The 23,467-nt window shown below is 60.3% G+C and carries 19 protein-coding genes; 12 read left to right on the forward strand and 7 right to left on the reverse strand.

Annotation, left to right across the window (positions count from 1 at the left end; translation table 11 throughout):
• Nucleotides 1–37 precede the first annotated feature (37 nt).
• From ACUZ9Q_RS11215 to mgtE, 3 genes are all read right to left on the reverse strand, one after another.
• Nucleotides 38–1,168, reverse strand: a complete 1,131-nt coding sequence (locus ACUZ9Q_RS11215) for a sulfite exporter TauE/SafE family protein (RefSeq protein WP_225530046.1) — start codon at nucleotides 1,166–1,168, stop codon at nucleotides 38–40.
• Between the two features lie 928 nt (nucleotides 1,169–2,096).
• A complete protein-coding gene (locus tag ACUZ9Q_RS11220; protein WP_192113361.1) occupies nucleotides 2,097–2,783 on the reverse strand; it encodes a response regulator in 687 nt (228 codons plus the stop codon).
• A gap of 233 nt (nucleotides 2,784–3,016) precedes the next feature.
• Nucleotides 3,017–4,468: a magnesium transporter gene (gene mgtE, locus ACUZ9Q_RS11225; protein WP_449247895.1), complete on the reverse strand. Its 1,452-nt coding sequence runs from the start codon at nucleotides 4,466–4,468 to the stop codon at nucleotides 3,017–3,019.
• A 417-nt stretch (nucleotides 4,469–4,885) separates the two neighbouring features.
• Between mgtE and nadC the strand changes: the two genes are divergently transcribed.
• The 11 genes from nadC (at nucleotide 4,886) to ACUZ9Q_RS11280 (ending at nucleotide 16,949) form a co-directional block, all read left to right on the forward strand.
• Nucleotides 4,886–5,758, forward strand: coding sequence for a carboxylating nicotinate-nucleotide diphosphorylase (nadC, locus tag ACUZ9Q_RS11230; protein WP_449247896.1), 873 nt, complete (start codon nucleotides 4,886–4,888; stop codon nucleotides 5,756–5,758).
• 188 nt (nucleotides 5,759–5,946) lie between these two features.
• Nucleotides 5,947–6,993 (forward strand): quinolinate synthase NadA, encoded by a 1,047-nt coding sequence (gene nadA, locus ACUZ9Q_RS11235; protein WP_192113359.1) that lies wholly within the window; start codon nucleotides 5,947–5,949, stop codon nucleotides 6,991–6,993.
• Nucleotides 6,994–7,003: 10 nt separating this feature from the next.
• Nucleotides 7,004–8,602, forward strand: coding sequence for an L-aspartate oxidase (nadB, locus tag ACUZ9Q_RS11240; protein WP_192113358.1), 1,599 nt, complete (start codon nucleotides 7,004–7,006; stop codon nucleotides 8,600–8,602).
• Nucleotides 8,603–8,727: 125 nt separating this feature from the next.
• Nucleotides 8,728–10,278 carry a hypothetical protein gene (locus ACUZ9Q_RS11245; RefSeq protein WP_192113357.1) on the forward strand — a complete coding sequence of 517 codons (1,551 nt, stop codon included), beginning with the start codon at nucleotides 8,728–8,730 and terminating at the stop codon, nucleotides 10,276–10,278.
• 3 nt (nucleotides 10,279–10,281) lie between these two features.
• Nucleotides 10,282–11,463 (forward strand): class I SAM-dependent rRNA methyltransferase, encoded by a 1,182-nt coding sequence (locus tag ACUZ9Q_RS11250; RefSeq protein ID WP_449247897.1) that lies wholly within the window; start codon nucleotides 10,282–10,284, stop codon nucleotides 11,461–11,463.
• A gap of 15 nt (nucleotides 11,464–11,478) precedes the next feature.
• Entirely contained in the window at nucleotides 11,479–12,663 is a 1,185-nt protein-coding gene (locus tag ACUZ9Q_RS11255; protein ID WP_192113355.1) for a pyridoxal-phosphate-dependent aminotransferase family protein, read from the forward strand.
• A 100-nt stretch (nucleotides 12,664–12,763) separates the two neighbouring features.
• Entirely contained in the window at nucleotides 12,764–13,078 is a 315-nt protein-coding gene (locus tag ACUZ9Q_RS11260; protein WP_192113354.1) for a DUF1844 domain-containing protein, read from the forward strand.
• A gap of 94 nt (nucleotides 13,079–13,172) precedes the next feature.
• Nucleotides 13,173–14,228, forward strand: coding sequence for an N-acetyl-gamma-glutamyl-phosphate reductase (gene argC, locus ACUZ9Q_RS11265; protein WP_192113353.1), 1,056 nt, complete (start codon nucleotides 13,173–13,175; stop codon nucleotides 14,226–14,228).
• 346 nt (nucleotides 14,229–14,574) lie between these two features.
• Complete coding sequence (gene hypD / locus ACUZ9Q_RS11270; protein WP_192113352.1) at nucleotides 14,575–15,666, forward strand: hydrogenase formation protein HypD; 1,092 nt, start codon at nucleotides 14,575–14,577, stop codon at nucleotides 15,664–15,666.
• Nucleotides 15,666–16,670 (forward strand): hydrogenase expression/formation protein HypE, encoded by a 1,005-nt coding sequence (gene hypE, locus ACUZ9Q_RS11275; protein WP_215648063.1) that lies wholly within the window; start codon nucleotides 15,666–15,668, stop codon nucleotides 16,668–16,670. The genes hypD and hypE overlap by 1 nt, the downstream gene beginning before the upstream one ends.
• An 87-nt stretch (nucleotides 16,671–16,757) precedes the next feature.
• A complete protein-coding gene (locus ACUZ9Q_RS11280; protein ID WP_192113350.1) occupies nucleotides 16,758–16,949 on the forward strand; it encodes a hypothetical protein in 192 nt (63 codons plus the stop codon).
• Between the two features lie 169 nt (nucleotides 16,950–17,118).
• On the opposite strand, the gene ACUZ9Q_RS11285 is transcribed toward ACUZ9Q_RS11280, so the two are convergent.
• The 4 genes from ACUZ9Q_RS11285 to ACUZ9Q_RS11300 form a co-directional block, all read right to left on the reverse strand.
• Entirely contained in the window at nucleotides 17,119–17,907 is a 789-nt protein-coding gene (locus ACUZ9Q_RS11285; RefSeq protein WP_192113349.1) for an ATP-binding cassette domain-containing protein, read from the reverse strand.
• Nucleotides 17,897–18,598, reverse strand: coding sequence for a GTP-binding protein (locus ACUZ9Q_RS11290; protein ID WP_449247899.1), 702 nt, complete (start codon nucleotides 18,596–18,598; stop codon nucleotides 17,897–17,899). The genes ACUZ9Q_RS11285 and ACUZ9Q_RS11290 overlap by 11 nt, the downstream gene beginning before the upstream one ends.
• Nucleotides 18,586–19,602 (reverse strand): ABC transporter substrate-binding protein, encoded by a 1,017-nt coding sequence (locus tag ACUZ9Q_RS11295; protein WP_449247900.1) that lies wholly within the window; start codon nucleotides 19,600–19,602, stop codon nucleotides 18,586–18,588. Before ACUZ9Q_RS11295 ends, ACUZ9Q_RS11290 begins: the two co-directional genes overlap by 13 nt.
• 205 nt (nucleotides 19,603–19,807) lie before the next feature.
• Entirely contained in the window at nucleotides 19,808–21,073 is a 1,266-nt protein-coding gene (locus ACUZ9Q_RS11300) for an Nramp family divalent metal transporter (RefSeq protein ID WP_192113346.1), read from the reverse strand.
• A 303-nt stretch (nucleotides 21,074–21,376) separates the two neighbouring features.
• Between ACUZ9Q_RS11300 and ACUZ9Q_RS11305 the strand changes: the two genes are divergently transcribed.
• Nucleotides 21,377–23,467, forward strand: coding sequence for a methyl-accepting chemotaxis protein (locus ACUZ9Q_RS11305; protein ID WP_449247901.1), 2,091 nt, complete (start codon nucleotides 21,377–21,379; stop codon nucleotides 23,465–23,467).

Below are 23,467 nucleotides of genomic sequence, written 5' to 3' on the forward strand. Positions count from 1 at the left end.
TGTTTTCTCCCTTCAGTTCAAGCGTATCCAGTTCGGATTACCAGCCGAGGCCCTTCATGAGGGCCTTGGCCCCGGAGAAGAAGAGCACGCCAATAACCATGTAGCGGATGAACTTGGGCTTGGCCTTGGCAAGCAGCCGCACACCCACCACAGAACCCAGCATGAGGCCGACGATGGAAGGAACGGCCATGAGCGGGATAACGCAGCCCTGGTTCAGATACACCCAGGCGGCAGACGTGTCGGTAATGGAAAGCAGGAATTTTGAGGTGCCCACGGCCACCTTGAGGGGCGCGCCCATAAGCAGGTTGAGCACAGGCACGTTGGCCCAGCCAGCGCCAAGGCCGAACATGCCAGCCATGATGCCGATGGCGATGAACAGCAGCAGGCCTGCCAGGGTGCGGTGGGTTTTCCACTCCACTACTTCGCCGGTACTGGGTTCAAGGAAAACGCCGTTCATGCCGAGCGCAAGACCAATGGCATCCTGCTTGGTGACTACCGGGCGCACGGAGTTTTTGGAAAGCAGCAACAGCACGGCAATGCCAAGGATGGTCGCGCCAAGGCAGGTCTGAATGACATTGGTAGGCAGCGCCAGGCCGAGCATGGCACCCACGATGGCGCAGGCAGAGGCAATCAGCGCCACCGGCAGAGCAAGGCGCAGGTTGGCGAAGTTACGCCGCAACAGACCGGGGCCAGCGGCCAGCGCGCCCGCAAGGGCCACCAGCAGACCAGCGCCTCGCACAAAGTCGAGGTGGAAGGGGAAAAAACCGCTCACCAGCGGCACAAACAAAACGCCGCCGCCCACACCGGCCATGACGGCGATCACGCCGAGGATAAAACAGAAGAACAGCAGAGCCAGCGGCCAGTACCACCACGGATGGTTGTCTACAGCCACCGCTTCAGGCGCTTGCGAAGCAGCAGGAGCGGCTTCAGCGGGCGCGGCCTGCACCGAAGTATCGGCGGCAGCCACAGCCACAAAAGACTGGGCCTGGGTTTGAGCGGCATTTTCAGCCTGCGCCGTTACGGCGGCCTGAGCAGCCGGAAGTGCCTCAGCGGCCTGCGCCGACACCGGACAGGCAAGCCAAAGGCACAGGGCCACGGGCAGCAGAATGAACTTCACCACAAAATTCTCAGCCCCGCTCTTCGGGGTTCTTTGGAAATCAAAAGCCATTGTTTCCCCCTTGCGGCCTTTTGCCGACGCAAGTTTATTTACTGTCAGCCCAAGGTAGGTCTCAACGGACTTGCGCGCTATCAGGAGAATCCTGATTTGTGAAATAATGACTAAGGAATTTCCCCAGAGAGGAGGGGGAGAGAGTTAGCCTGTCGGCGTGCGGGGGGATTTGCGGTCTTTCGGGCGCGGGGTTCGCCTCCCCGGCGTGGGGCTTAAGCAGTTTACTGCCCTTCGGGCATGTAATTCCGCCGTCCGGCGGAGTTTGGGACGCCTGCGCGGCGCGCGGCAAGGTGGGGCCGGTTATGGGGCTACGCCCCCTTCTCGGCCCCCCTTGCATCCCCCCCGAAGCACCCCCTAAGACGGGTTTTCCAAATTTCATCGTGTGGCGAGGGCAACGCGGCCATAGCTACGGGAGCTTCCTTCTCTCGCTTCGCTCGCTCAGGTGATCTCCCTCCGCGCCGCGTTAATGCCAGAGGACGCTTTCGCTTCGATCAATATCCGCATTCAGCCAAGTACCACTGGTTAAATTGCTCGTTTCGGGTTTGCATTTGTACCTTTCTCAGTAACACTAAACATTCTAAAATCACCACAAGTTACTTGTAACGACACCATTTCCCGTTCAGCCATGACCAGACAGGAAATTTGCGAGTCAAAAAATATATTCACCACCAGGAGCTGGTCGTGAAGTTGCCTTCCTTATACTCGCCGGAGCGAATGCGAAGGCGATGGCTGGTGTTGGGCGAATTTGCAAAATACGGTTTTTGCGGTCTGAAAAGGAAGCGCCGGGATTTTGAGCGCAGCGTACTCAAGTACGTGAGCATCAAAATCCCGGCGCTGACGCATTCAGGGCGGAAAAGACGGGTTTGCGTAAATCAGCCTGACAGGCTCACCCATCCCGCAAAAACTCTCCCCCTACTTTTGCCTCTCCCTACACCTTCACAAGACCGTGCCGGATGGCAATCTTCACCAGATCCCCCACAGACCCGGCCTGCAACTTGGTAAGCAGATTGTACTTGTGGGTTTCCACAGTCTTGGGGCTGATATACAGTTCTGCAGCGATGCTCTTGACGCTCATGCCGTCAGCCAGCAAACGAAAAATCTCTTTCTCGCGGGGCGAAAGCGCCCCCAGATCAGCCCCTGCATCGGCATTCGCCGTATCGGCAGCCTCGCGCCGCTGACGCAGCATGGCCGCCACACGCCCGCCCGGATCGGGAAAACTCAGATAAATCTCGCCCGCACGCACACTTTCAATGGCGCGCAGCAGCACGCCAGGCGATTCAGACTTGCGCACATGCCCCATGATGCCCAGATCAATCAACTCCGGCAGCCAGCGCTGATCTTCATGCCCGGTATAGACCAAAATACGCGTCTGGGGCCGCACCTCAAGCACGGCGCGCCCTGTTTCAAGACCGTTCATGCCGGGCATGCCAAGGTCAAGCACCAGCAAGTGCGGTTGCAAGGATGCCGCCAACGCCACAGCTTCGCCCCCGTTCTGGGCCATGCCCACAACGCGCAGATGCCCGTAAGGCGCGAGCAGACTGCGCACGCCCTCCATAAGCAGCTTGTGATCGTCCACCAGCAAAATACGGCAGACCTCGCCCGGAATATCACCCATTGGCACGGCTTTGCGGCTCTCGCAGCTGATGTTTCGGCCCGCTTCCCCTGTGGCGGCTGTTGGCGTTGATTCCGGCAATGGGGGCAAAGCCGAAAGTCCTCCATGCCCAGAGCGCGCGGCTTGTCAGCCGCAGCAGTCATGATGCGGCACATGGGACAACGCAAGGTTGCCCGGCACCAGCCGCGCTGTTGCAGGGGCATGATCCCTCAAACAGACCAAGGGTGACAAATTTTTTATAAAATGAACAGAGAGGCCAGGCCCAAAAAGATAAAAAAGCCTGCGCCATCGGTGATGGTGGTGAGAAAAATACTTGAAGCCTGCGCGGGGTCGCGCCCCAGCGCCCGAAAAATAAGCGGAATGGAGCCGCCAGCCACAGCGCCCAAAAGCATGTCGCACATGAGCGCTCCGCCCATGACGCCGCCCACCATGGGCAGGCCTGTGAACCACCATGCCGCGAAAAAAGCCACCACAGCCATAGCCATTCCGGTGACAATGCCGATCTTGCCCTCGCGCACCACGGCCATCCAGGCTTTTTTCTGGTCAAAACGGTCTGTGGCCAACTGGCGGATCATCACCGCCAGAGCCTGCTGCCCCGTATTGCCCGCCTGATTTGCCACCATGGGCATGAGCACGGCCAGCACGGCCATCTGGGCGATGGATCCCTCGAACATGTAAACCACCGAGGCCGACAGGGCGGAATTTATCATGTTCACAAACAGCCAGGGCAGGCGTTTGCGCACACTCTCAAGCCAGGGGGTATCCACGCTTTCTTCCGGGTCGGCGCCCACCATGCCCAGCATGTCGGCGCTGGCTTCTTCGTGCATGATGTCCATGATGTCGTCATAGGTGACCACGCCAAGGATGTGCCCCTCGTTGTCCACAACGGGCATGGCCATAAAATTATAGTGCGAAAGCAGGCTCGCCACTTCGCGCTCGTCCGTATCGTAGGTGACGCTGACAACGCTCTGGCCCGAAACCGCGTCGCCCACGATGGTGCCGGGCCGCGCCAGCATGAGGTCGCGCAGAGAAAGTACGCCCACAAGCACCTGATGCTCGTCCACCACATAGGCGTAGTAGGGGCTTTCCTTGTCTTCCATTTCGCTGCGGATATGGGCGATAGCTTCATCCGCCGTAAAATTTCTTTCCAGCAGGATAAGCTCGGTGTTCATGACACCGCCCGCAGAATCCGGATCAAAATTGAGCAGGTTGCGCAATTCTTCCGAATCTTCGCGGTCGAGCTTTTCCAGCAGGGCGTCGCGGTGATCCTCGTCCAGTTCGTCCAGCACGTCGGCGGCGTCGTCGGGCGACATCTCGGCGATAATCTGGGCGGCTACGTCGTCGTCCAGATTTTCCAGCACGTCCACGGCCATGTTCTCGTCCAGTTCGGCCAACGCCTCGGCGGCGTCTTCCTTGGACATGCGGCTCAGGGTGCTGACCTGCTTTTCGAGACTCAGATTCTCAAGATGATCGGCCATGTCAGCCGGATGCACGAACTCGGCATCGGCGTATTCTGCGGCAAAATCTTCATCATGGACGTCTGGCCGCTCCGCAGTCAGCAGAGAGGCCGCGTCCGGGCGCAGGGCGTCTTTTTCAGACGAAGGGTGGGGAGGTACTACAGTGGGCTGCGCGCTGCCGGGCTGTTCCGCAGGATCGGTACGGAATTTGTCGTTGTGCTGATCTGCCATGGCGCGCCTTTAATCCAGTCTGTAGCCAAAGTGGAATGGTCGCGCCCAAGGCGCAACCCTGCAACAAGGAGCGGCAAAGCCCCGCCACGGCCAACAGCCAGTGGCAGCCCCAAAACCCGCACACAGTGGCGGCACGGTAATCCGGGGCAAATTTTTGCCATCCCCGGCAGCCAGCCGCAAAACACTGCCGACTGTTAAGCAAAAAACGCGTGATTGTCACCAGCACGTCATGCTTGTGAAAAAACTCATGAAGTCCCGGCAGCTTGACGCGAAACACGGGGCATTCTATCTATTACAGCACACCCGTATTGGGCAACCGCCGCAATCGGGCCATATTTACAGTCTTGCAGCGTGTGCAACGCGCGCCCTGACGGGCGAGTTTCCACTTAGCACGTGCAAGAAATGGGGACAAGCGCAATGTTCACGCCCTGGGCCGCATTTTTCTCTCCCGAAGGTCAGCGGCTACTCCAAAAATCCATCGATCTCGCTCTTGAGGAAGACGGCCCGGAAATGACCGCTCTGGGGCTTTTTGCCCCAGAATCCTCCATGAACGCTGTCATCCGCGCCAAGGAAGATACCCTGGTTGTGGGCCTGCCTGTTATTGGCGCTGTTTTCAAAAGCCTCGGCGCGCCTTTTACGTGGCGCGCGCTGGTCATGGAAGCCACCTCCGTGCCCTCCATGACAGAGGTTGCGCACATCACGGCCCCTGCCACGGCCATGCTCAAGGCCGAGCGCGTCATTCTGAACTTCATCACCCATCTTTCGGGCATTGCCAACCTCACCGCCCGCTATGTGCGAGAACTGGAAGGCACAGGAGTGCGGCTGCTCGATACCCGCAAAACCACTCCCGGTCTGCGCTGGGTTGAAAAGTACGCCGTTCAGGCGGGCGGCGGGCATAACCACCGCAAAAACCTGACCGAAATGCTCATGCTCAAAGACAACCACATCGATGCCGCGGGCTCCATCACCGCGGCGGTGGCCAAGCTGCGCGCGCATTACGCGCCCTGCCCGCCCATAGAGGTGGAGTGCCGAACCCTTGACCATGTGCGCGAAGCGGTAGCCGCCAAAGCTGACCGCATCATGATGGACAACATGGACGGCCAGCGACTTTCCGAGGCTCTCGCCCTTGTGCCCCGCTCCATTGAAACGGAAGTGAGCGGCGGCGTGCGGCTGGATACCATCCGCGCCCTTGCGCTCACCGAGCCGCGCAGGCCCGATTTTATTTCTGTGGGGCGTCTGACCCATTCCGCAGTGTCGGCAGATTTCAGCATGACCCTGCTGGCAGTGTAGCTGCAGCAACAGCCATGCCCGCGTTCTGCTGCCATACTTCCGCACACCGCAAACCGCCAGCCGTGGAAACAACACGCTGACCCACGGCGGCAACCATACGGCGACATTGCGACAACACAGTGACATCACCGGAACAAATTTCCGCATTTGCCACTTCTTTTTTCATACTGTCTGCTGAGGAACCTGAAATGCAAGACACAAGCGCTGCAATCGCATCCCTGAAAAAACAGCTTGGCGCGAATCTGTGTATAATGGGGCACCACTACCAGAATGATAACGTGGTGCGCCACTGCGACATCACCGGAGATTCGCTGGAGCTTGCCCGCCGCGTTCCCGGCATTGACGCGGCCCACATTGTTTTTTGCGGCGTCTATTTTATGGGGGAATCCGCCGCCCTGCTGGCAAAACCCGGCCAGAGCGTGCATCTGCCCAGCCTGGACGCAGACTGCCTCATGTCGCGCATGACCCCGGCCCCCCTGGCCCGCAAGGTGCTGGAGCAGCTCGCAGCCACAGGCCGCAAGATCATTCCGCTGGCTTACGTCAACACCGATCTGGCCCTCAAGGCCGTGGTGGGCGAATTTGGCGGCGCGGTCTGCACATCGGCCAATGCCAGGATCATGCTGCGTTGGGCGCTGGATCAGGGCGACGGCGTGCTCTTTCTGCCCGACAGGCATCTGGGCAACAATACCGCCGAAACTTTGGGCATCAGCCAGGATGAACGCCACGTGCTGCGCGTGGGCGCTGCGGGGCTGGTACAGCCAGAAACCCAGCCCCTTGACCGCAAGCTGCTGCTCTGGCCAGGCTGTTGCGCCATCCACGCGCGCTTTGAGCCCGATGATGTGGAGGCCATCCGCGCCGAATATCCCGGCTGCCGCGTCATCGCCCACCCCGAATGCAGGCAGGAAGTCATCGAAGCCTGCGACGGCGCTGGTTCCACGTCATATCTTATCAGGGAGGCGGCCCGCGTAGCCGCCGAAGAACCGGGCACGACCCTGATTGTCGGCACGGAAAACAACCTTGTCTACCGCCTGGCCGAACGCCATGCGGGCCAGTGCCGCATCCTGCCGCTGGGGCATGCCATTTGCGGCAACATGGCCAAGGTTACGGAAAAGAAGCTTCTGGCCACGCTGCAAAGCGTAGCCGCCGGAGCAGCCTCGCCTCTGCACATTGAGGAGAACCTCTGCCCCCCCGCCCGTCTCTCCCTAACCCGCATGCTTGAAGCCTGCGGTAACTGAGGTTTGCGCCGTGAACTCTATTCGCCGCCATGTGCCCGTGCTGATCATCGGCTCGGGCGTTGCCGGATGCACCGCTGCACTTACCCTTGCCGACTCCGGCTGCGACGTTCTCCTGCTCAACGCTGGAGACAGGCTGGCTGACGGCAACTCCGAGCTAGCCCAGGGCGGCATCATCTATCAGGCAAATCCCACGCCAGAACATCCCTCGGACGCACCAGCGCTGGAAAAGGACATTCTGGTTGCAGGGCACAATTATAATTACAACAAGGCCGTCAGTTTTCTGTGCGCGCAAGGCCCGCAGTGCGTGGACGAGGTGCTCATCAAGCGCGCCCAGGTGCCCTTTGACCGCAACGAGGACGGCACGTTCAACCTCACGCGCGAGGGCGGGCATTCCACCCAGCGTATTCTGCACTGCGCCGACTTTTCGGGCCGGGCCATCATGGAGGGCCTCACCGCCCAGGTGTTGGCGCATCCGCGCATCACGCGGCTGCACCGCCGCGCCGCCATCGACCTTCTGACCAGCCACCACCACGCCAAGGCCTCGCAGTACCGCTACGAGGTGCGCAACCGCTGCCTTGGCGCGTACGTGCTCAATGAAGAAACCGGCGAGACGGAAACCATCCTCGCGGACTGGACAGTGCTTGCCACCGGCGGCGTGGGGCAGGTCTTTCTGCACTCCACCAACTCGCCCGGCTGCGTGGGCACGGGTATGTCCATGGCCTTTCGCGCTGGTGTTGACCTTGCCAACCTCGAGTTCATGCAGTTCCACCCAACCGCGCTGTACGAAGAACGCAGCAACCGCCGCTCGCTCATTACCGAGGCCATGCGCGGCGAGGGCGCGCGCCTGCTTGACAGCAAGGGCCGCGCCTTCATGCTTGACCACGACCCCAGGGGCGATCTGGCCCCGCGTGACGTGGTGGCCCAGGCCATGATGGACGAGATGCTGCACACCGGCGCGCCCTGCCTCTATCTGGACGTGAGCGGCGTGGAGCAGGACGTGCCCACGCGCTTTCCTACCGTATACGAAAAGTGCCGCGAGGCCGGCATCGACATCCTCAAGGAACCCATTCCCGTGGTGCCCGCGGCCCACTACTTCTGCGGCGGCGTGCTCACCGACGTGCATGGCCGCACCTCGCTGCACGGACTCTACGCCATCGGCGAATGCGCCTGCACCGGCCTGCACGGGGCCAACCGTCTTGCCAGCACCTCCCTGCTTGAGGCATTGGTATGGGGCGTGAGCAGCGGCAAGGATCTGGCCCACCGCGTGGTGGCCGAAAGCGGCCTGCCCAAGGCTCTGGCCGCAGCCATCCCCGACTGGCGGCACGAAGGCGACGAACGCAGGGACGACCCGGCCCTTGTGGCCCAGGACTGGACAAACATCCGCAATACCATGTGGAACTATGTGGGCATTGCCCGCACAGAGGCGCGCCTGCGCCGCGCCTTTGAAGATATGCGCGACCTTGTGCGGCATATCCACGACTTTTACAAGCGCACACGCATATCGCGGCGGCTGGTGGATCTTTTCCACGGCTCGCAGACCTCGTACATCATCACGCAGGCCGCGTTGCGCAACAAGGTAAGTATTGGCTGCCACCATCGGGTGGATTAAAGTGCATGTCGGCCACGGCCCTTGCCTGAACACATTTTAGCAAAATCGGCTGAATGTCTGCGTTGCGCGGCGCATGCCCGCAACTGCGATTTGGCCACTGAAGTTTTGAAGCTGGAGAAACCTGAATGAAAAAAGCATATTTGCCTGCCGCCGTGGTGATTCTGATCGCGGCGGGTTTTCTGGGTCTGTTTTTCGGCCTGAGCCCTCTGGTGGAGGGACAGGTACAGAGGGGCATCCAGAACATCGGCATCTCCGGCGACGGCATATCCACGCAGGCCGCGGTGGACAGGGTGGAATTTTCTCCCCTGTCGCGCACCCTGACCCTGTACGGCCTGCGCCTGCGCGGTGAAACGCCTCAGGGGCCCCTTGCGTATGAAGTAGCGGAGGTTTCCCTCCGCATTCCCCTGCGCATGCTGCTGGCCTACACACCCTTGCGGTCCATGGTGCTGAAGGATGTGGGCATGATGCCCGTGGCCGAAAACATCGTGGTGCGCAACCTGGCCCTGCGTACGCCCGAGGCCCGCGGCTCGGTGCAGCGCGAAGAAATTGACGAACTGCGCAGTCAGAGCGAGCTGGTGGCCCGTTTTCTTGACGGTGCCCCCATCGACGCGCTGGCCGCCACGTATCTCATGAGCGCAGACAAGGCGCACAGCTTTTTTCTGAGCGTCAGCATTCCCGGCAAGGAAGGTCTGGCCCAACTGACCATTAAGGAATCGCTGATCAAGGGATGGGACGGCGCTTCCGTTGAGCATATGCGCATTGAAGACATGCAGAGCCGCCTCGATGGACACGAGAGCATGCGCATGGCGAGCTTTGAAGCCAACGGCCTCACCCTGCCGGAGCTGGGCCTGCTGCACCGCCTTATGGACGCAGCCGCCATGAGTGAAAACGACATGGACGCAGCCGTTAAGGCCCTTGGCCCGATTGTGGAAGAAATTCTGGCTGCCGACCCGCCCCTTGTGCGGCAGGTGCGCGCCTCGGGCATGACCTTTGCCGTGGAAAACGGCAGCGTGACTGTTGGCAGCGTGGGTTTTGACTGGCTTTCCAACTCGCCGCGCCACACAACCAGCTTTATCCGCGACCTTGCGGCCTCCAAAAGCCTGCTTGAGGATGCGTCCGGCCTTGCCATGCCCGCGCTCAAGGCCAACATGACCTTTGAAAGCCTTGGCCTGAGCACGGCCTCGCACAAAAAAACAATGTCCATCAAGGCCGAAGGCCTCGCGGACGTGAACTGCTCATTCACCCTGTACGATGCCGGAATCATCAGTACCAGCGAGCAAGCCCTGCTGATGCAAAGCTTCAGCGATCTGCACCTCGCTGTGAAGGATCACGGAGCGCTGGCCTGGGTTGGCCTCAATCTTTCCCACGACGGACGTGCAGCAGCCACGGCCCTGCACCAGACCCTGGACAAGGGGCTGGATCTCGCCCCCACCCCGCAGAACAACGCCATCCGTCAGGCCCTGCTGACCTTTGTGCAGCGCCCGGGTCAGCTTGAAGCCGCCAGCGCCAAAGGCCAGCGCATAGGCATTCTGCAAATACTGGCCGCACTGAACGACCCCGGCGCGCTGTTTACCTGCTCCGCCGTTGCCGGTCAGAAGACGCTGGAAGAACAGATCAACGCCCTTGCGGCGCAAACCGCCAAAACATCCGCCCCCGCCGAAGCAGCGGGAAAGTAGCATATGCGCAAACTCTGTCTCAAAAAAAATGAAGATCGGCGTCTGCGCGCCGGGCACCTCTGGGTATTCGCCAATGAGGTGGACGTAAAACAAAGCCCGCTCACCGACTTTGCCCCCGGTGAGTCCGCAACCCTCTGCGACTGGCGCGGCGCGCCCCTTGGCAGCGTGTGCGTCAATCCTGCTTCGCTTATCTGCGCCCGCCTGCACAGCCGCAAGCCCGATGTGGAGCTGGACGAGGCCCTGCTGGCCCAAAGGCTGGAATCGGCACTGGCCCTGCGCCAGCGCCTCTACCCCGGCCCCTGGTACAGACTTTGCCACGGCGAGGGCGATTTTTTGCCCGGTCTGGTCATTGACCGCTACGGCGACCACCTGACCGTGCAGGTTACCACTGCGGGCATGGAGCAAAGGCGCGAAGCGCTCACAGCCGCCCTGCACACGCTGCTGCATCCCACATCCATTCTCTGGGCCAACGACCTAGCCGCGCGCGGGCTTGAGAACCTCTCCCGCGAGCAGCAGAGCGAAGGCCAGTTGCCTGAAAGGCTGGAAGTGCCGGAAAACGGCTGCCGCTTTTTCGCGCCCTGCGCCACAGGCCAGAAAACGGGCTGGTTTTACGACCAGCGCCCCAACAGGGCGGAACTGGCGCGTTATGCCAAGGATGCAGATGTGCTGGATATTTTCAGCTATGTTGGCGGGTTCGGCGTTACCGCAGCGGCTGCGGGCGCGCGCTCCGTCACCTTTGTGGACGCCTCGGCCCAGGCGCTCGCCTTTGCGGAAGAAAACGCCAGGGCCAACGCCCCCGGCTGCGAAGCCCACACCCTGTGCGGCGACGCCTTTGACCTGCTGCGCCAGATGCGCGACGAGGGCCGCCGTTTTCAGGCCATCAGCCTTGATCCACCGGCCTTCATCAAGCGCCGCAAGGACGCTGCCCTCGGGCTTGCGGCCTATAAACAGGCCAATGATCTGGCGGTGCAACTGCTGACGCCGGGGGGCATACTTGCCACCTCCTCCTGTTCACACCATCTTGAAACGCAGTCTTTGCGCGCTTGCTTGACGCAGGCCGCCGCCAAGCGCAAACTGCATGCCCGTATTCTTTTTGCCGGAGGCCAGGGGCCGGATCATCCCATCCACGCCGCCATGCCCGAAACGGCCTATCTGAAGTGCTTTATCGCCCAAGTGGGCGCTTAACTAGAAGGATTTGACATGCTGAACAAAGTCCGCCTGCTCACCCCTGGCCCCACGCCTCTGCCGGAGCGCGTGCGTCTTGTGCTTGCCAAAGACATGATCCACCACCGCAAAAGCGAATTCAAGGCCGTGATGGGCCGAGTTCAGGAGCGCCTGCGCGTGCTGTTCGGCACGGACGATGTGGTTCTGCCCCTATCCTGTTCCGGCACGGGCGCCATGACGGCGGCGGTGTACAGTCTGTTTACCCCCGGTCAGCGCGTGCTGGTGGTTGAGGGCGGCAAGTTTGGTCAGCGCTGGCGCGAGATCGCTGTTTCGCGCGGGCTTGAAGTCACCACCATTGAAGTGCCGTGGGGCGAAGCCGTTGACCCGCAGGCGGTAGCGGCGGCCCTCAAGGCCGATCCGGGCATCGCGGCGGTGCTCATCCAGCACTCCGAAACCTCCACTGGCGTCCTGCATCCTGTGGAAGAAGTGGCCCGCATCACCCGCGATACCGACACCCTGCTGCTGGTGGACGGCATCTCTGCCGTGAGCCTCGCGCCCTGCCCCATGGACCAGTGGGGTATCGACTGTCTTGTCACCGGCTCGCAAAAAGGCCTCATGCTGCCCCCCGGCCTTGCGCTGCTGGCGCTCTCGCCCCGCGCATGGAAAAGGGCCGAAAGCGTCACGCCCGGCTGCTTCTATTTCAACCTGCCCAAGGAACGAGCCAAGATCGCTCAGGGACAGACATTGTTCACCTCTGCGGTGAACCTTGTGGTCGGCCTGGACGAAAGTCTTGAAATGCTGCTGGAAAACGGTCTTGAAGCCATTTACGCCAAGCAGTGGGCGCTGACCATGCTGGCCCGCGCAGGCGTTGCCGCCATGGGCCTTGAGCTTTACGCCAAAACCCACTTTGCCTGGGGCATCACCAGCGTCATGCTGCCTGCGGGCGTTGACGGAGCCGAGGTGCTGCGCATCGCCATGGACAACTACGGAGTGTGCATGGCTGGCGGTCAGGATCACATGAAGGGCCGCATGGTGCGCATAGGCCATATGGGCTGGGTGGACTGGGCCGATCTGGTGGCCGGGCTGCATGCCCTTAACCGGGGCATCATTGAAGCGGGTGGACACTGCGGCTCGCGTGACTATCTTGAAGAAGCGCTGGCAGCTTATCGCATGGCCCTGGCGGGCAAACCCGGCGAGCCACTGCCGCTGATCCACAGCTAGGCCGCAAGCCCTTGCGCTGGTGGTAAAAGCTTGTATGCTGGGCGCAGGCATTTGGCGCAAACTGCTGTTACCGTAACCGTTTACGTGCCACGAGGTCGCCATGAGTGACAATAACTGCGGCTGTAAGGCCGATGGCCCCATGCCGGAAGTGACGTTTTCGACCTTTATCATTTCGCTGGCGTCATCGGCTCTGGTGCATCTGGGCGAAGTGCCCAATCCCGAAACCGGCGGCACGGAAACAAACCTGCCGCTGGCAAAGCACAGCATTGACGTGCTGGAAATGCTGCGCGCCAAGACCGAAAACGGGCTGGAAGAACAGGAGCAAAAGCTGCTGGAAAGCATCCTCTACGAACTGCGCATGAAGTTCGTGATCAAGTGCGGCCCGGACTGCGCCTGTCAGTCAAAAAAAGCTTGAGGCACTGCGGTGCGGCGCAAACAGCGGCAATCTGCCGTCTGCGCGGCGCGGCCCCGTCACTACCATTGACCATAGTTTCCAAAGGATCGGCGGCATGAAGACAATCAATGTGGGTCTGGTGGGCATTACCGGCTACGCGGGCATGGAGCTGACGCGGCTTCTCGTGAGCCATCCTTCCATGCGGCTTGCCATGGCCTGTTCGCGGGCAGAATCCGGCAAACGGCTGGGGGATTTCTATCCTTTTCTGAACCACATGCCCGGCGCGGATGTGGTCATCAGCGTATTTGACCCGCAGGAAGCCGCCCGCCAGTGCGATGTGGTCTTTCTTGCCGTGCCCGCAGGCACAGCCATGGATATGGCAGAGATGCTGCTGCGCGCCGGAGTGAAGGTTGTTGACCTCTCGGCGGATTTTCGCCTGCGCGACCCCGAAACCTATGCTACATGGTACAAACGCGAGCACGTGTGCACTGATCTGCTGCACAAGGCCGTGTACGGCCTGCCCGAACTGTACGCCGCTGAAATCGCGGGGGCCAAGCTTATCGCCAACCCCGGCTGTTACCCCACCTCGGTGATTCTGGGCCTGTACGCCGCCATCAAGAACGACCTCGTGCATACAGACGACATCGTGGTGGACGCCAAATCCGGAGCCACGGGCGCTGGCCGCAAGGCGGCCGTGCCTACGCTGTTCTGCGAAATTTCCGACAATTTCCGCGCCTACGGCCTGCCCACGCACCGCCATACGCCGGAAATCGAGCAGGAACTCAGCCTGCTGGCGGGCCACGACATGCGGGTTTCGTTCAACACGCACATCTTGCCCACCAACAGGGGCATTTTGTCCACCATCTACACAAAACTCAAAAACCCCGCCACCAGTCTGGACGAAGTGCGCGAGGCCTTTACCCGCACGTGGGAACACAGCCCGTGGATTCGCATCCTGCCCAAGGGGGCGCTGCCGGAAACCCGTTTTGTGCGCGGCAGCATGTTCTGCGACCTTGGTCTTGTGGTAGACCCCCGTACAGGGCGGCTCATCATCGTTTCCGCCATCGACAATCTGTGCAGGGGCGCATCCGGTCAGGCCATGGCCAACGCAAACCTCATGTGCGGGCTGCCGGTAGAAACGGGCCTCAATACTTTGGCCCCGCTGGCCTAATGATATATTAACAATATGGCCCTGTTGCCCCCTACCTGCGTCAGGAAGCCTTTTTATTCCGCTCGAGTACCGAAGCAGTACACTCTCTCCATAAAAAGGCTTACTTCCTTGGCAGGGAACAAAATTTCTCATATTGTTAACATATCATGGACCTGATACACACAACCATTTTACATTCAAGGCTCGGCAGAAAGGCTTTTTATTCCTGCTGGATGCAGCGTGTGCGCAGCAGGTAAAAAGCCTTTCTCCTTGCCGGAACCGCCAGTAATGGCCGAGCCTTTGCCCCGGAGAATGCCGCCAGAGTTTTGCCCGCCGATCCCCTGCGGGCCGCAAAAAAGGAATGCCCATGCAACTGGAAACCGCCTTTCAGAATCCGCAACTGTGCCACAGCCTTCTTGATCGCCTTAACCGCGCCCTTGATGGTCGCACAATGCGCTTCATGGAAGTGTGCGGCACCCATACAGTTGCCATCTTCCAGAGCGGCCTGCGCTCGCTCCTGCCCAAATCGGTAACGCACCTTTCCGGCCCCGGCTGCCCCGTATGCGTCACGCACGATGCGGAAGTTGCCGCCTTTCTTGAGCTTGCGGGCCGTGACCGCGTCATCATAGCCACCTTTGGGGACCTTTTGCGCGTGCCCGGCCCCGGCGGCCTCAGCCTCAAACACGCTCAGGCCCAGGGCGCGCGGGTTGAGATTGTCTATTCGCCTCTGGACGCCCTGACCCTTGCGGCGGCCAACCCCGGCGATACAGTGGTTTTTCTGGGCATTGGTTTTGAAACCACCGCCCCCACCGTGGCCGCCACCCTGCTCACCGCCCAGCAGCGCGGGCTGAACAACTTCTGCGTGCTCTCCCTGCACAAGCTTGTGCCCCCCGCCCTGCGCATTCTGCTTGAAGACAGCCAGTGCGGCGTAGAAGCCTTTTTGCTGCCGGGGCACGTTTCCACCATTCTTGGGCTGGAGCCCTACGCCTTTCTGGCGCGCGATTTTCATGTTCCCGGCATTGTGGGCGGCTTCCAGCCCGCCGACATTCTGCTGGCCCTCTGCCTCATGGCCGAGCAGATGCGCGACGGCAAACCCGATGTGGTCAATGCCTACCCCCGCGCCGTGGACGACACGGGCAACCCCCGCGCCCGCGCCCTGCTGGAACAGTTTTTCCAACCGGCGGACGCCCTGTGGCGCGGCATAGGCCGCATACCCCAGAGCGGCCTGGCCCTGCGCCCGGAATATGAGAGTATGGACGCCATGAAGCGCCTTGACCTCACCTTGCCGGATGTCCCCCCCCTGCCCGGCTGTCGCTGCGGCGATGTGCTCAAAGGGCGCATCACCCCGCCGGACTGTCCGCTTTTCGGCAAGCGCTGCACCCCCGCCAATCCCGTTGGCCCATGTATGGTTTCTACCGAGGGCAGTTGCGCGGCCTACTTTAAATATTCGGAGCGATAATGGACGATTGCCTTCTTCTTGATGCTGGCAGCGGCGGCAGAGCCTCGCAGCGCCTTATTGCACAGTGTTTCATGCGCCATTTTGCCAATCCCCTGCTGGAACGCATGGACGATGCAGCGCTTTTGACCGATATCTCCGGCCCGTTGGCCATGAGCACCGATTCCTACACGGTGACGCCCCTGTTTTTCGCAGGCGGCAGCATCGGCAGTCTGGCTGTGCATGGCACCGTCAACGATGTCGCCATGCTGGGGGCACGGCCCCGCTACCTGAGCTGCGGTTTCATTCTTGAAGAAGGCCTGCCCCTCGAAACCCTTGAGCGCGTCGTGGCCGACATGGGCTCGGCAGCTCGCGAGGCGGGCGTGAGCATTGTGACGGGCGACACCAAGGTTGTGCCGCGCGGTGCTTGCGACAAAATTTTCATCAATACCACAGGCATCGGGCAGGTGTTTGCCTCGCCCTCGCCCTCGGGCCATAATGCCCGGCCCGGCGATGTGGTGCTGGTCAGCGGAGCCATGGGCGACCACGGCCTTACGGTCATGGGCAGCCGCGAAGGCCTGTCCTTCCTTACGGACGTGGCCTCAGACTCCGCCCCGCTGAACCACATGATTGAAGACATCATCAACACTGTGGGCGAGGTGCATGTGCTGCGCGACCCCACGCGCGGCGGGCTTGCCACCACGCTCAACGAAATCGCCGAGCAGTCGCAGGTGTCCATCCTGCTTGACGAGGCCAGCGTTCCCGTTCACGAAGCCGTGCGCAACGGCTGTTCCTTCCTCGGCATGGATCCGCTGTACCTTGCCAACGAAGGCAAATGCATCTGCATTGTGCCCGAAAGCAGCGCGGAAGCAGCCCTTGAGGCCATGCGCCGCTCGCCCTACGGCAAGGAAGCGGCCCGCATCGGCACGGTAACGGAAGGCAAGGCACAGGTGGCGCTGCAAACACGCATAGGAGGCCGCCGCCTGCTGGGTATGCTGGAGGGCGCGCAGTTGCCCCGCATCTGTTAGGGCATGCCACTACGGTTCTTTTGCCCCCTGAAACTGTTGTCTTTGTTTCAACCGAATGCGGGAGCCCCCCGCCTGAAAGGAAAAAATATGGATTCCACCTATCAGCGCGCCATGAACGCCAACGTGACCCCGCAGATTTTTTCCACCATGGTGAGCAATGCGCAAAAGGTGGCCGAAGCCTTTGCCGGTTCCGGCTCCGCCACTGTGGATGCAGAGAGCATTGCCGCCGTGTTCAGCCGCATGGTGGTTGCCCAGATCGAGATGTTTGAAAAGAAATAACGTTCGCTGCACAAGATATGCAAAGGCAGAGGCCGTCCCAAGGGACGGCCTCTGCCTTTTACACATTGCACATTCTGCTCTTTGCCCCTGCTTCAGACGGAGCCTGCCAAAACTGCAAGCAAAACAGATGATTATTAGTGTGGGGCGTTTCCCCCGCAAAGAATGCCCGCTAAATAATCCAGGGCGACATGTCCGCCCCTTTGCGCAGGGCCTCGCGCACGTCAGACCAGTGCCTTTCCATATCTTCCAGTCGGGCCAGCAGAGCGTCTTCCGCCGGGGTGCGCGCCAGCACAGCGGCCACGGCCCCCTGTTCAAACACCAGCCGCCTGTCTGCCGCCAAAGCCAGCACGGGATCGTGCGTTGCCATGACAATAATCTTGTCCGATGCCAGCAGCAGATCAAGGGCCTTGCGCTTGTCCACTCCGGCGTTTTCAATTTCGTCAATGAGCAGCACGGGCGACCAACTGAGCAGGGCTGTATCCGCAATCATCAGGGCTCGCGACTGCCCGCCGGAAAGCTGGGTCAACTGCGTACACCCGTCAAAGGATTCGCCAGCCAGTTCGTTGGCGGCGGCAAAAACCCTGGCCGCAGCGGTTTCGGGGTCTGGCACCTCGCGGCTCAGGGCGTGGGTGCGCAAAAAATCCAGTACGCCCATATCCAGCACAAAATTCATGTTCTGGGTCAGCTGGGCCACCAGCCGCCCTTGCAGATCAAAACGCGTGTCTTCATCGGGTTCTGCGCCGTTGAGCAGCACGGTGCGGCCAGTTGGGGTATCGCCCGCGGCCAGCGACTCAATATCGCTCAAAAAGCGGCTCTTGCCAGCGCCCGTTGGCCCCAACAGGGCCGTGATTTCACCGGGGCGGAAGTGAATCTGCGTTTTTTCCGGCTGGCCTGCCTTGTCGCGCCCAGGGGTCAGGCTCAGACTGCGCAGGGCCAGTTCCATATTTTCACGCTCCATGACCTTCTCCAAATTCCGCCTTTTTGACGTTGCCCTTCTGGTAACGCGCGCCGATGCGCATTTCGCTCAGGCAATAGGAGCAGATGGCTGCGGGCATGGCGAAGCGCAGCCGCATGTCGGTAACGGAGGCAATGTCCGGCGCGATGGTCATGATGGCGGCAAGCTCCGCGCAACCCTGCCCTGTCAGGCCGTTCACGTGCCGGATAACGGCCCGCTGGTTCATCTGCCGGATGCGGTAGCGGTAGACCTCGCGCTCTGCCTGCGAAACAAGATCGCCCTTGGTCACGGCCACCACATCTGCCAGCCGCAGCATTGGGCCGATTTTTTCCGGCGCGTCGATGCCCATGAGGTTGTCGATGACGCACAGGGCCAAGGCTCCGCGCAGATGCGGCGAGCAACGGTTGCACAGGCCCGCAGTTTCAATAATGCAGATGTCGGCCCCGGTTTCTGCGGCCCAGGCAAAGGCTTCTTCCAGATTGGTGGCAAAAAAGTGATCGGGGCAGAGCCCGCCGGAAAGCGCGACGGAAACGGGAATATCCGCCGCCGCGTAGAGTTCGTCGTCGCGGGTTTGCAGGCAATCAAACTTGATGACGGCGCAGGTTGCGCCCCGCGCCTTCAGGGCCGCGCCAGCCCTGACCACAAGCGAGGTCTTGCCGCACGCGGGCGGCCCCGCCACGGTTATGAGACGCATGCCGTGCCCGCCTGCAACCGCCGGAACTTCAAGGCCAGAATATCGCGCAGGCTGTTCACGTCGTTGCTTTCCACAAAATCCCAGCCCACCCATTTGAGCTTTGCCCCTGCGGGCAACTGCGAGGGGCGCGAACCGTCCATCGGGATGAACCAGGCGGCGCTGTCTATGCCGCCAAAGCCATTGGCAAAAAAGTCCAGCACCGGAGCCAGACGCGCCTTTTCTGATTTTTTTGCCAGCAGATAGAGGGGGCTTGCGGCTGCGCCGTCCTCGGGCCAGACAATTTCCACATGCTCCGGCAGTTTGGTGCTTTCGGCAAAAAATAGGGGGATGATAAAGATGCCCCCGGCATCGGACGCGGCGGTGCCGCAGACCTTTGCCATGCGCGAGGAGTGCATGAAACTTTTGATGTTGGCGGCAAGCCCGGTAACGCCCGGTTCGCCAAAATCCTTGTACTGGTTAAGGAGCACGGCATCAGCCATGTCGTCGCCATCGCCGCACATGACAATCTGCCCGCGATAACGGGGATTCATGAGGTCTGCCCAGTTTTTCGGCGCGGGCAGGCCGTCCAGCTTTTTGTGGTCTACCAGAAAAATGTACGGGGTCACGCCGTAGATGGTATAGGCCCCGGCGGGGTCAATCAGCCCGGCATCAGCGTACAGAGGGTTCAGCACGCGGGGCTGCACGCTTTCAAAAATGCCCGTGTTGACAAAACGCCGCACAAATTCGCCGCGCCAGAAGTCGCCATAGCCAATGGACGCTATAACGGCGGGCAGCTTGTTTGCGTCAGATTCCATATACAGCGGGTCGTAAGGATCAACCGAGGTGCAGCCCATGGGGATATGCGCCGTCAGGGGCGGGGTTGCCGCTGCGGCAATGGCCTCGATTCGCTCCTTGACCACAAGCTTTACCGGGCAGGGGGCATAGAGCAGCAGGTCGGTTTTGCCCATAATGGGGATGTCCTCCTGCTGCTGCAATGACTGCATGAGATGTTCAAGCCTTTTCATGGTGCCTCTTTCCGCAAAAAGTTTGGGAACCGCTCTGGGTAGAGCAAGGAACATGCCGATGCAAGGCTCATCTCAACATACCGATATGTAAGTTAATTTACCTTTCACCTTCAGCCGGAGTCCAAACAATATTGTACCGCAGCCGCAGTTCGATACAATATTGGCGCGCAGTACGGTATATGCTGGGGCAGTCTGTGAAGTACCGCTAATCCAGCGCGCTGAAGAGCAGCATGATGTTCAGCGCTGTCACGATGCCTGTGAGCGTGTAGAGCAGCAGCTTTGTGCCCTTGCCGTTGGCGTATTTGCCCATGACCTTGGGGGACGATGTCAGCGCCACCAGCGAAATCATGGTGATGGGCAACTGTACCGAAAGAGCCATCTGCGAGAGCAGCAAGCCCTTGAAGGGGTCGCTGGTCAGCCAGATGAGCACAAGGCCGCAGCCCAGCGAGCCAACAATGCCCATGACGCTGTGCTTGTCCTTGGTATTGTAGGGTTCGCCCGCCATGCCAGATGTCATGATGCCGCCCGCCATGCCCGATGTGACGGACGAGGCCACCCCGGCAAACAGCAGGGCCACGGCAAAAATCACGGAGGCGCTGTCGCCCAGTAGGGGTTTGAGCAGGTCGCGGGCCTGTTCAAGCTCCGTCACATGCTCCCCCGCTGTCCAGAACACCGCAGCAGCCAGAATAATCATGGCGCTATTGATGGCCCAACCCACCAGCATGGCAAAGAGCGTGTCAAAAAATTCATAGTCGAGCCTTTTTTTGATAAAGGCATCACCCTCAAGATTCCACTGACGGCTCTGAATAATTTCGGAATGCAAAAAAAGATTGTGCGGCATGACCACCGCGCCAAGTACGCTCATGATCACCAGCATGGAACCTTCGGGAAAGGCTGGCATCACCCAGCCCACCGCAGCCTTGGGAACCCACCCGGAAGGCACCAGCCACAGTTCGTACAAAAAGGCGATGCCGATCAGCGACACAAAGCCGATGATCCACTTTTCAACCTTGTTGTACGTATTGAGCAGCAAAAGCCCGCCAGCCAGAAGGGCCGTAAGGGTTGCGCCAATGGGCAGGGGAATGGAAAAGAGCATGCGCAGGGCAATGGCCCCACCGAGGATTTCAGCCATGCTGGTCATGACCGAAGCGCCAAAGGCGCTAAACAGCACGAGTCGGCCAATGGTGCAGGGAAAATACTCCGTTATGGCCTCGGCCATGCACTTGCCCGTCACAATACCCAGATGCGCCGCATTGTGCTGCAATACAATGAGCATAAAGGTGGAAAGGCTCACCATCCACAGCAGGGAATAACCGTACTCCGCCCCGGCGGCCAGATTGGCGGCCCAGTTGCCGGGGTCGATAAAACCCACTGTCACCAGTAGGCCAGGCCCCACAAATTTGAGGAATTCTTCGCCCTTATGGGTAATGCCCGACACATTGCACTTGCTCCAAAAGCTTGTTGCACTCATGCAAACCTTCCCGATCTTTAATTTTGATTAACCGGCGGTGCGCAGCCTGACCGCGCAGCAACACCGGATGCTGCCGTATTGCAACCTGACGGTATACGCACTCATGGGCAGCAGGCAAGTGCGGTCTGCCCCTCTTGCGCGCACGGGGAGTAGTACGTATGTGTCACCTGCCCCCATCGTTTTTTTTCATGTTACATTTGTATTTCAGATATTAAGATTCTGAAAAACAAACCGATAATCTTGTGAGCGTCAGATCCGCCAGGCTGGACGCACGTCCACTTCAGATTGAGCAGGAGCCTTGCTATGACTATCAGACTGCGCGTTATCCTAGGATTCCTTTTTACAATTATTGTGATGGCAGCAGGCACCCTGCCCTTCATGATCATGACCATGCGCAACAATGCCGAGGAAAGTTATATTTCCAATTCCTCAACCCAGTTGCGCCTCATGAACAACTATGTGGAAACATTCATCACCAGTGCGGAACGAGACGTCGCCCTGCTGGCGCAGGAACCATACATTGCAGAAGCTGTGGGTCTTTTCCCCAACTTCTCCAACAATAAAGAAGCGGACGTTTTTCTTCGGGCCGATCTTTCGGTGGATGCCTTCAAAACTGTTCAGCCGCTGGTGCGGCTTGACGAAGGCTCCGAAGATTACGTGGAAGCGTACGCAGGCTACACTGACGGCAGCTACGCGACCTCTGCCGACAATACCAAGGTGCCCGCTGGCTACAATACCAGCAAGCGCCCCTGGTACACGCAGCGCGCGGCTTCGTCGCAAAAGGTCGGTCTGGCCGACAGCTACCTTTCCATCACTGGTGAACTGGTGGTGGCCATCACGCACAAAATGTTTTCGCGCCGGGGCGACTTTACAGGCGTTCTGGGTATCGACGTTTCGCTCAACGGCCTGTCGCAGCGCTTTGCCGAACTCAATTTCGGCAAGACCGGCTACTTCATGCTGCTCGAAAACACGGGGCGCATCCTCTGCGACCCGCGCAACAAGGATCTGACTGGCAAGATCATTGGCAAGGACATACAGGATCCCGGACTTGTGAAGCTCTTCAACACCAAGGACGGCTCTCTGCAAACCGCTGTAAACGGACGGGATGTGCGCGCCAATGTGCTCACCACGCCGCACGGCTGGAAAATCCTCATGCTCCAGTCTGAGGAAGAGATTTTTGCGGCCACCAACACCGCCGTGCGTGCCAGCGTAATCATTACCCTCAGCGTTGCCCTGATCATGCTACTGATCGCCTGGGCCATAGCGCGCTCCATCAATCGGCCCTTGAGCCTTATTGTTAAAGAGGCCGACAAGGTCGCCACCGGCGATCTCAACGTGAATCTTGACGCCCGGCAGTTCTACGGCGAGCTGGCCGAGCTGCACGCTGCCCTGCTGAACATGGTTGGCAACCTGCAGGAAATGATCACCACCTCCCGCCAGAAGAGCGAGGAGGCCGAGCAGCAGACAGCCCTGGCAAAAGCCGCCACAGAGCAGGCAGAGGCCGCGCGCAAAGAGGCGGAGAACGCCCGCCGCGAGGGCATGCTCTCTGCCGCCATGCAACTGGAAGAAGTGGTGAAGGTCATATCCTCCGCGTCCAACGAGCTTGAAGCCCACATTGGCCAGGCCAACCACCTTTCGAGCGAGTCTGCACTGCGCCTCGGCGATGCTGCCACAGCCATGAACCAGATGAACGCCACGGTGCGCGAGGTGGCGAGCAATGCCTCGTCCGCTTCCGACATGTCTGACCAGACCAGAGCCAATGCCGAAAACGGCGAAAAAATCGTGCAGCAGGCCCTGCAAAGCATTGACCGCGTACACTCGGTTTCCATGGCGCTCAAGGATGACATGGGTACGCTCAACGAGCATGCCCAGGCCATCAGCCGCATCATGAACGTTATTTCAGACATAGCCGACCAGACCAACCTGCTGGCCCTCAACGCCGCCATTGAAGCAGCCCGCGCTGGCGAGGCCGGACGCGGCTTTGCCGTGGTGGCCGATGAGGTGCGCAAACTGGCGGAAAAGACCATGGCTTCCACCAACGATGTGGGCAACGCCATTGCGGCCATCCAGCAAAGCACATCCAAGAGCGTGCAAAGCATGGACAACGCCCTTGAACAGGTGCAAACCGCCACAACGTTTGCCAACAAGTCGGGCGAAGCCCTGCGCGAAATCGTCAACAACGCGCTTTCCACTGCCGATCAGGTGCGCGCCATCGCAACTGCCAGTGAGGAACAGTCCGCAAGCAGCGACGAGATCAACAAGTCCATTCTTGAGGTCAATGAACGCTCCGAGCAGACGGCCCACGCCATGAACGCCGCTTCCGGCTCTGTGGCGGATCTGGCAACCCAGGCCAACACGCTGAGTCAGCTGGTGGCCGACATGAAGCGCGGCTAA

The sequence above is a fragment of the Desulfovibrio desulfopostgatei genome (assembly GCF_053570645.1).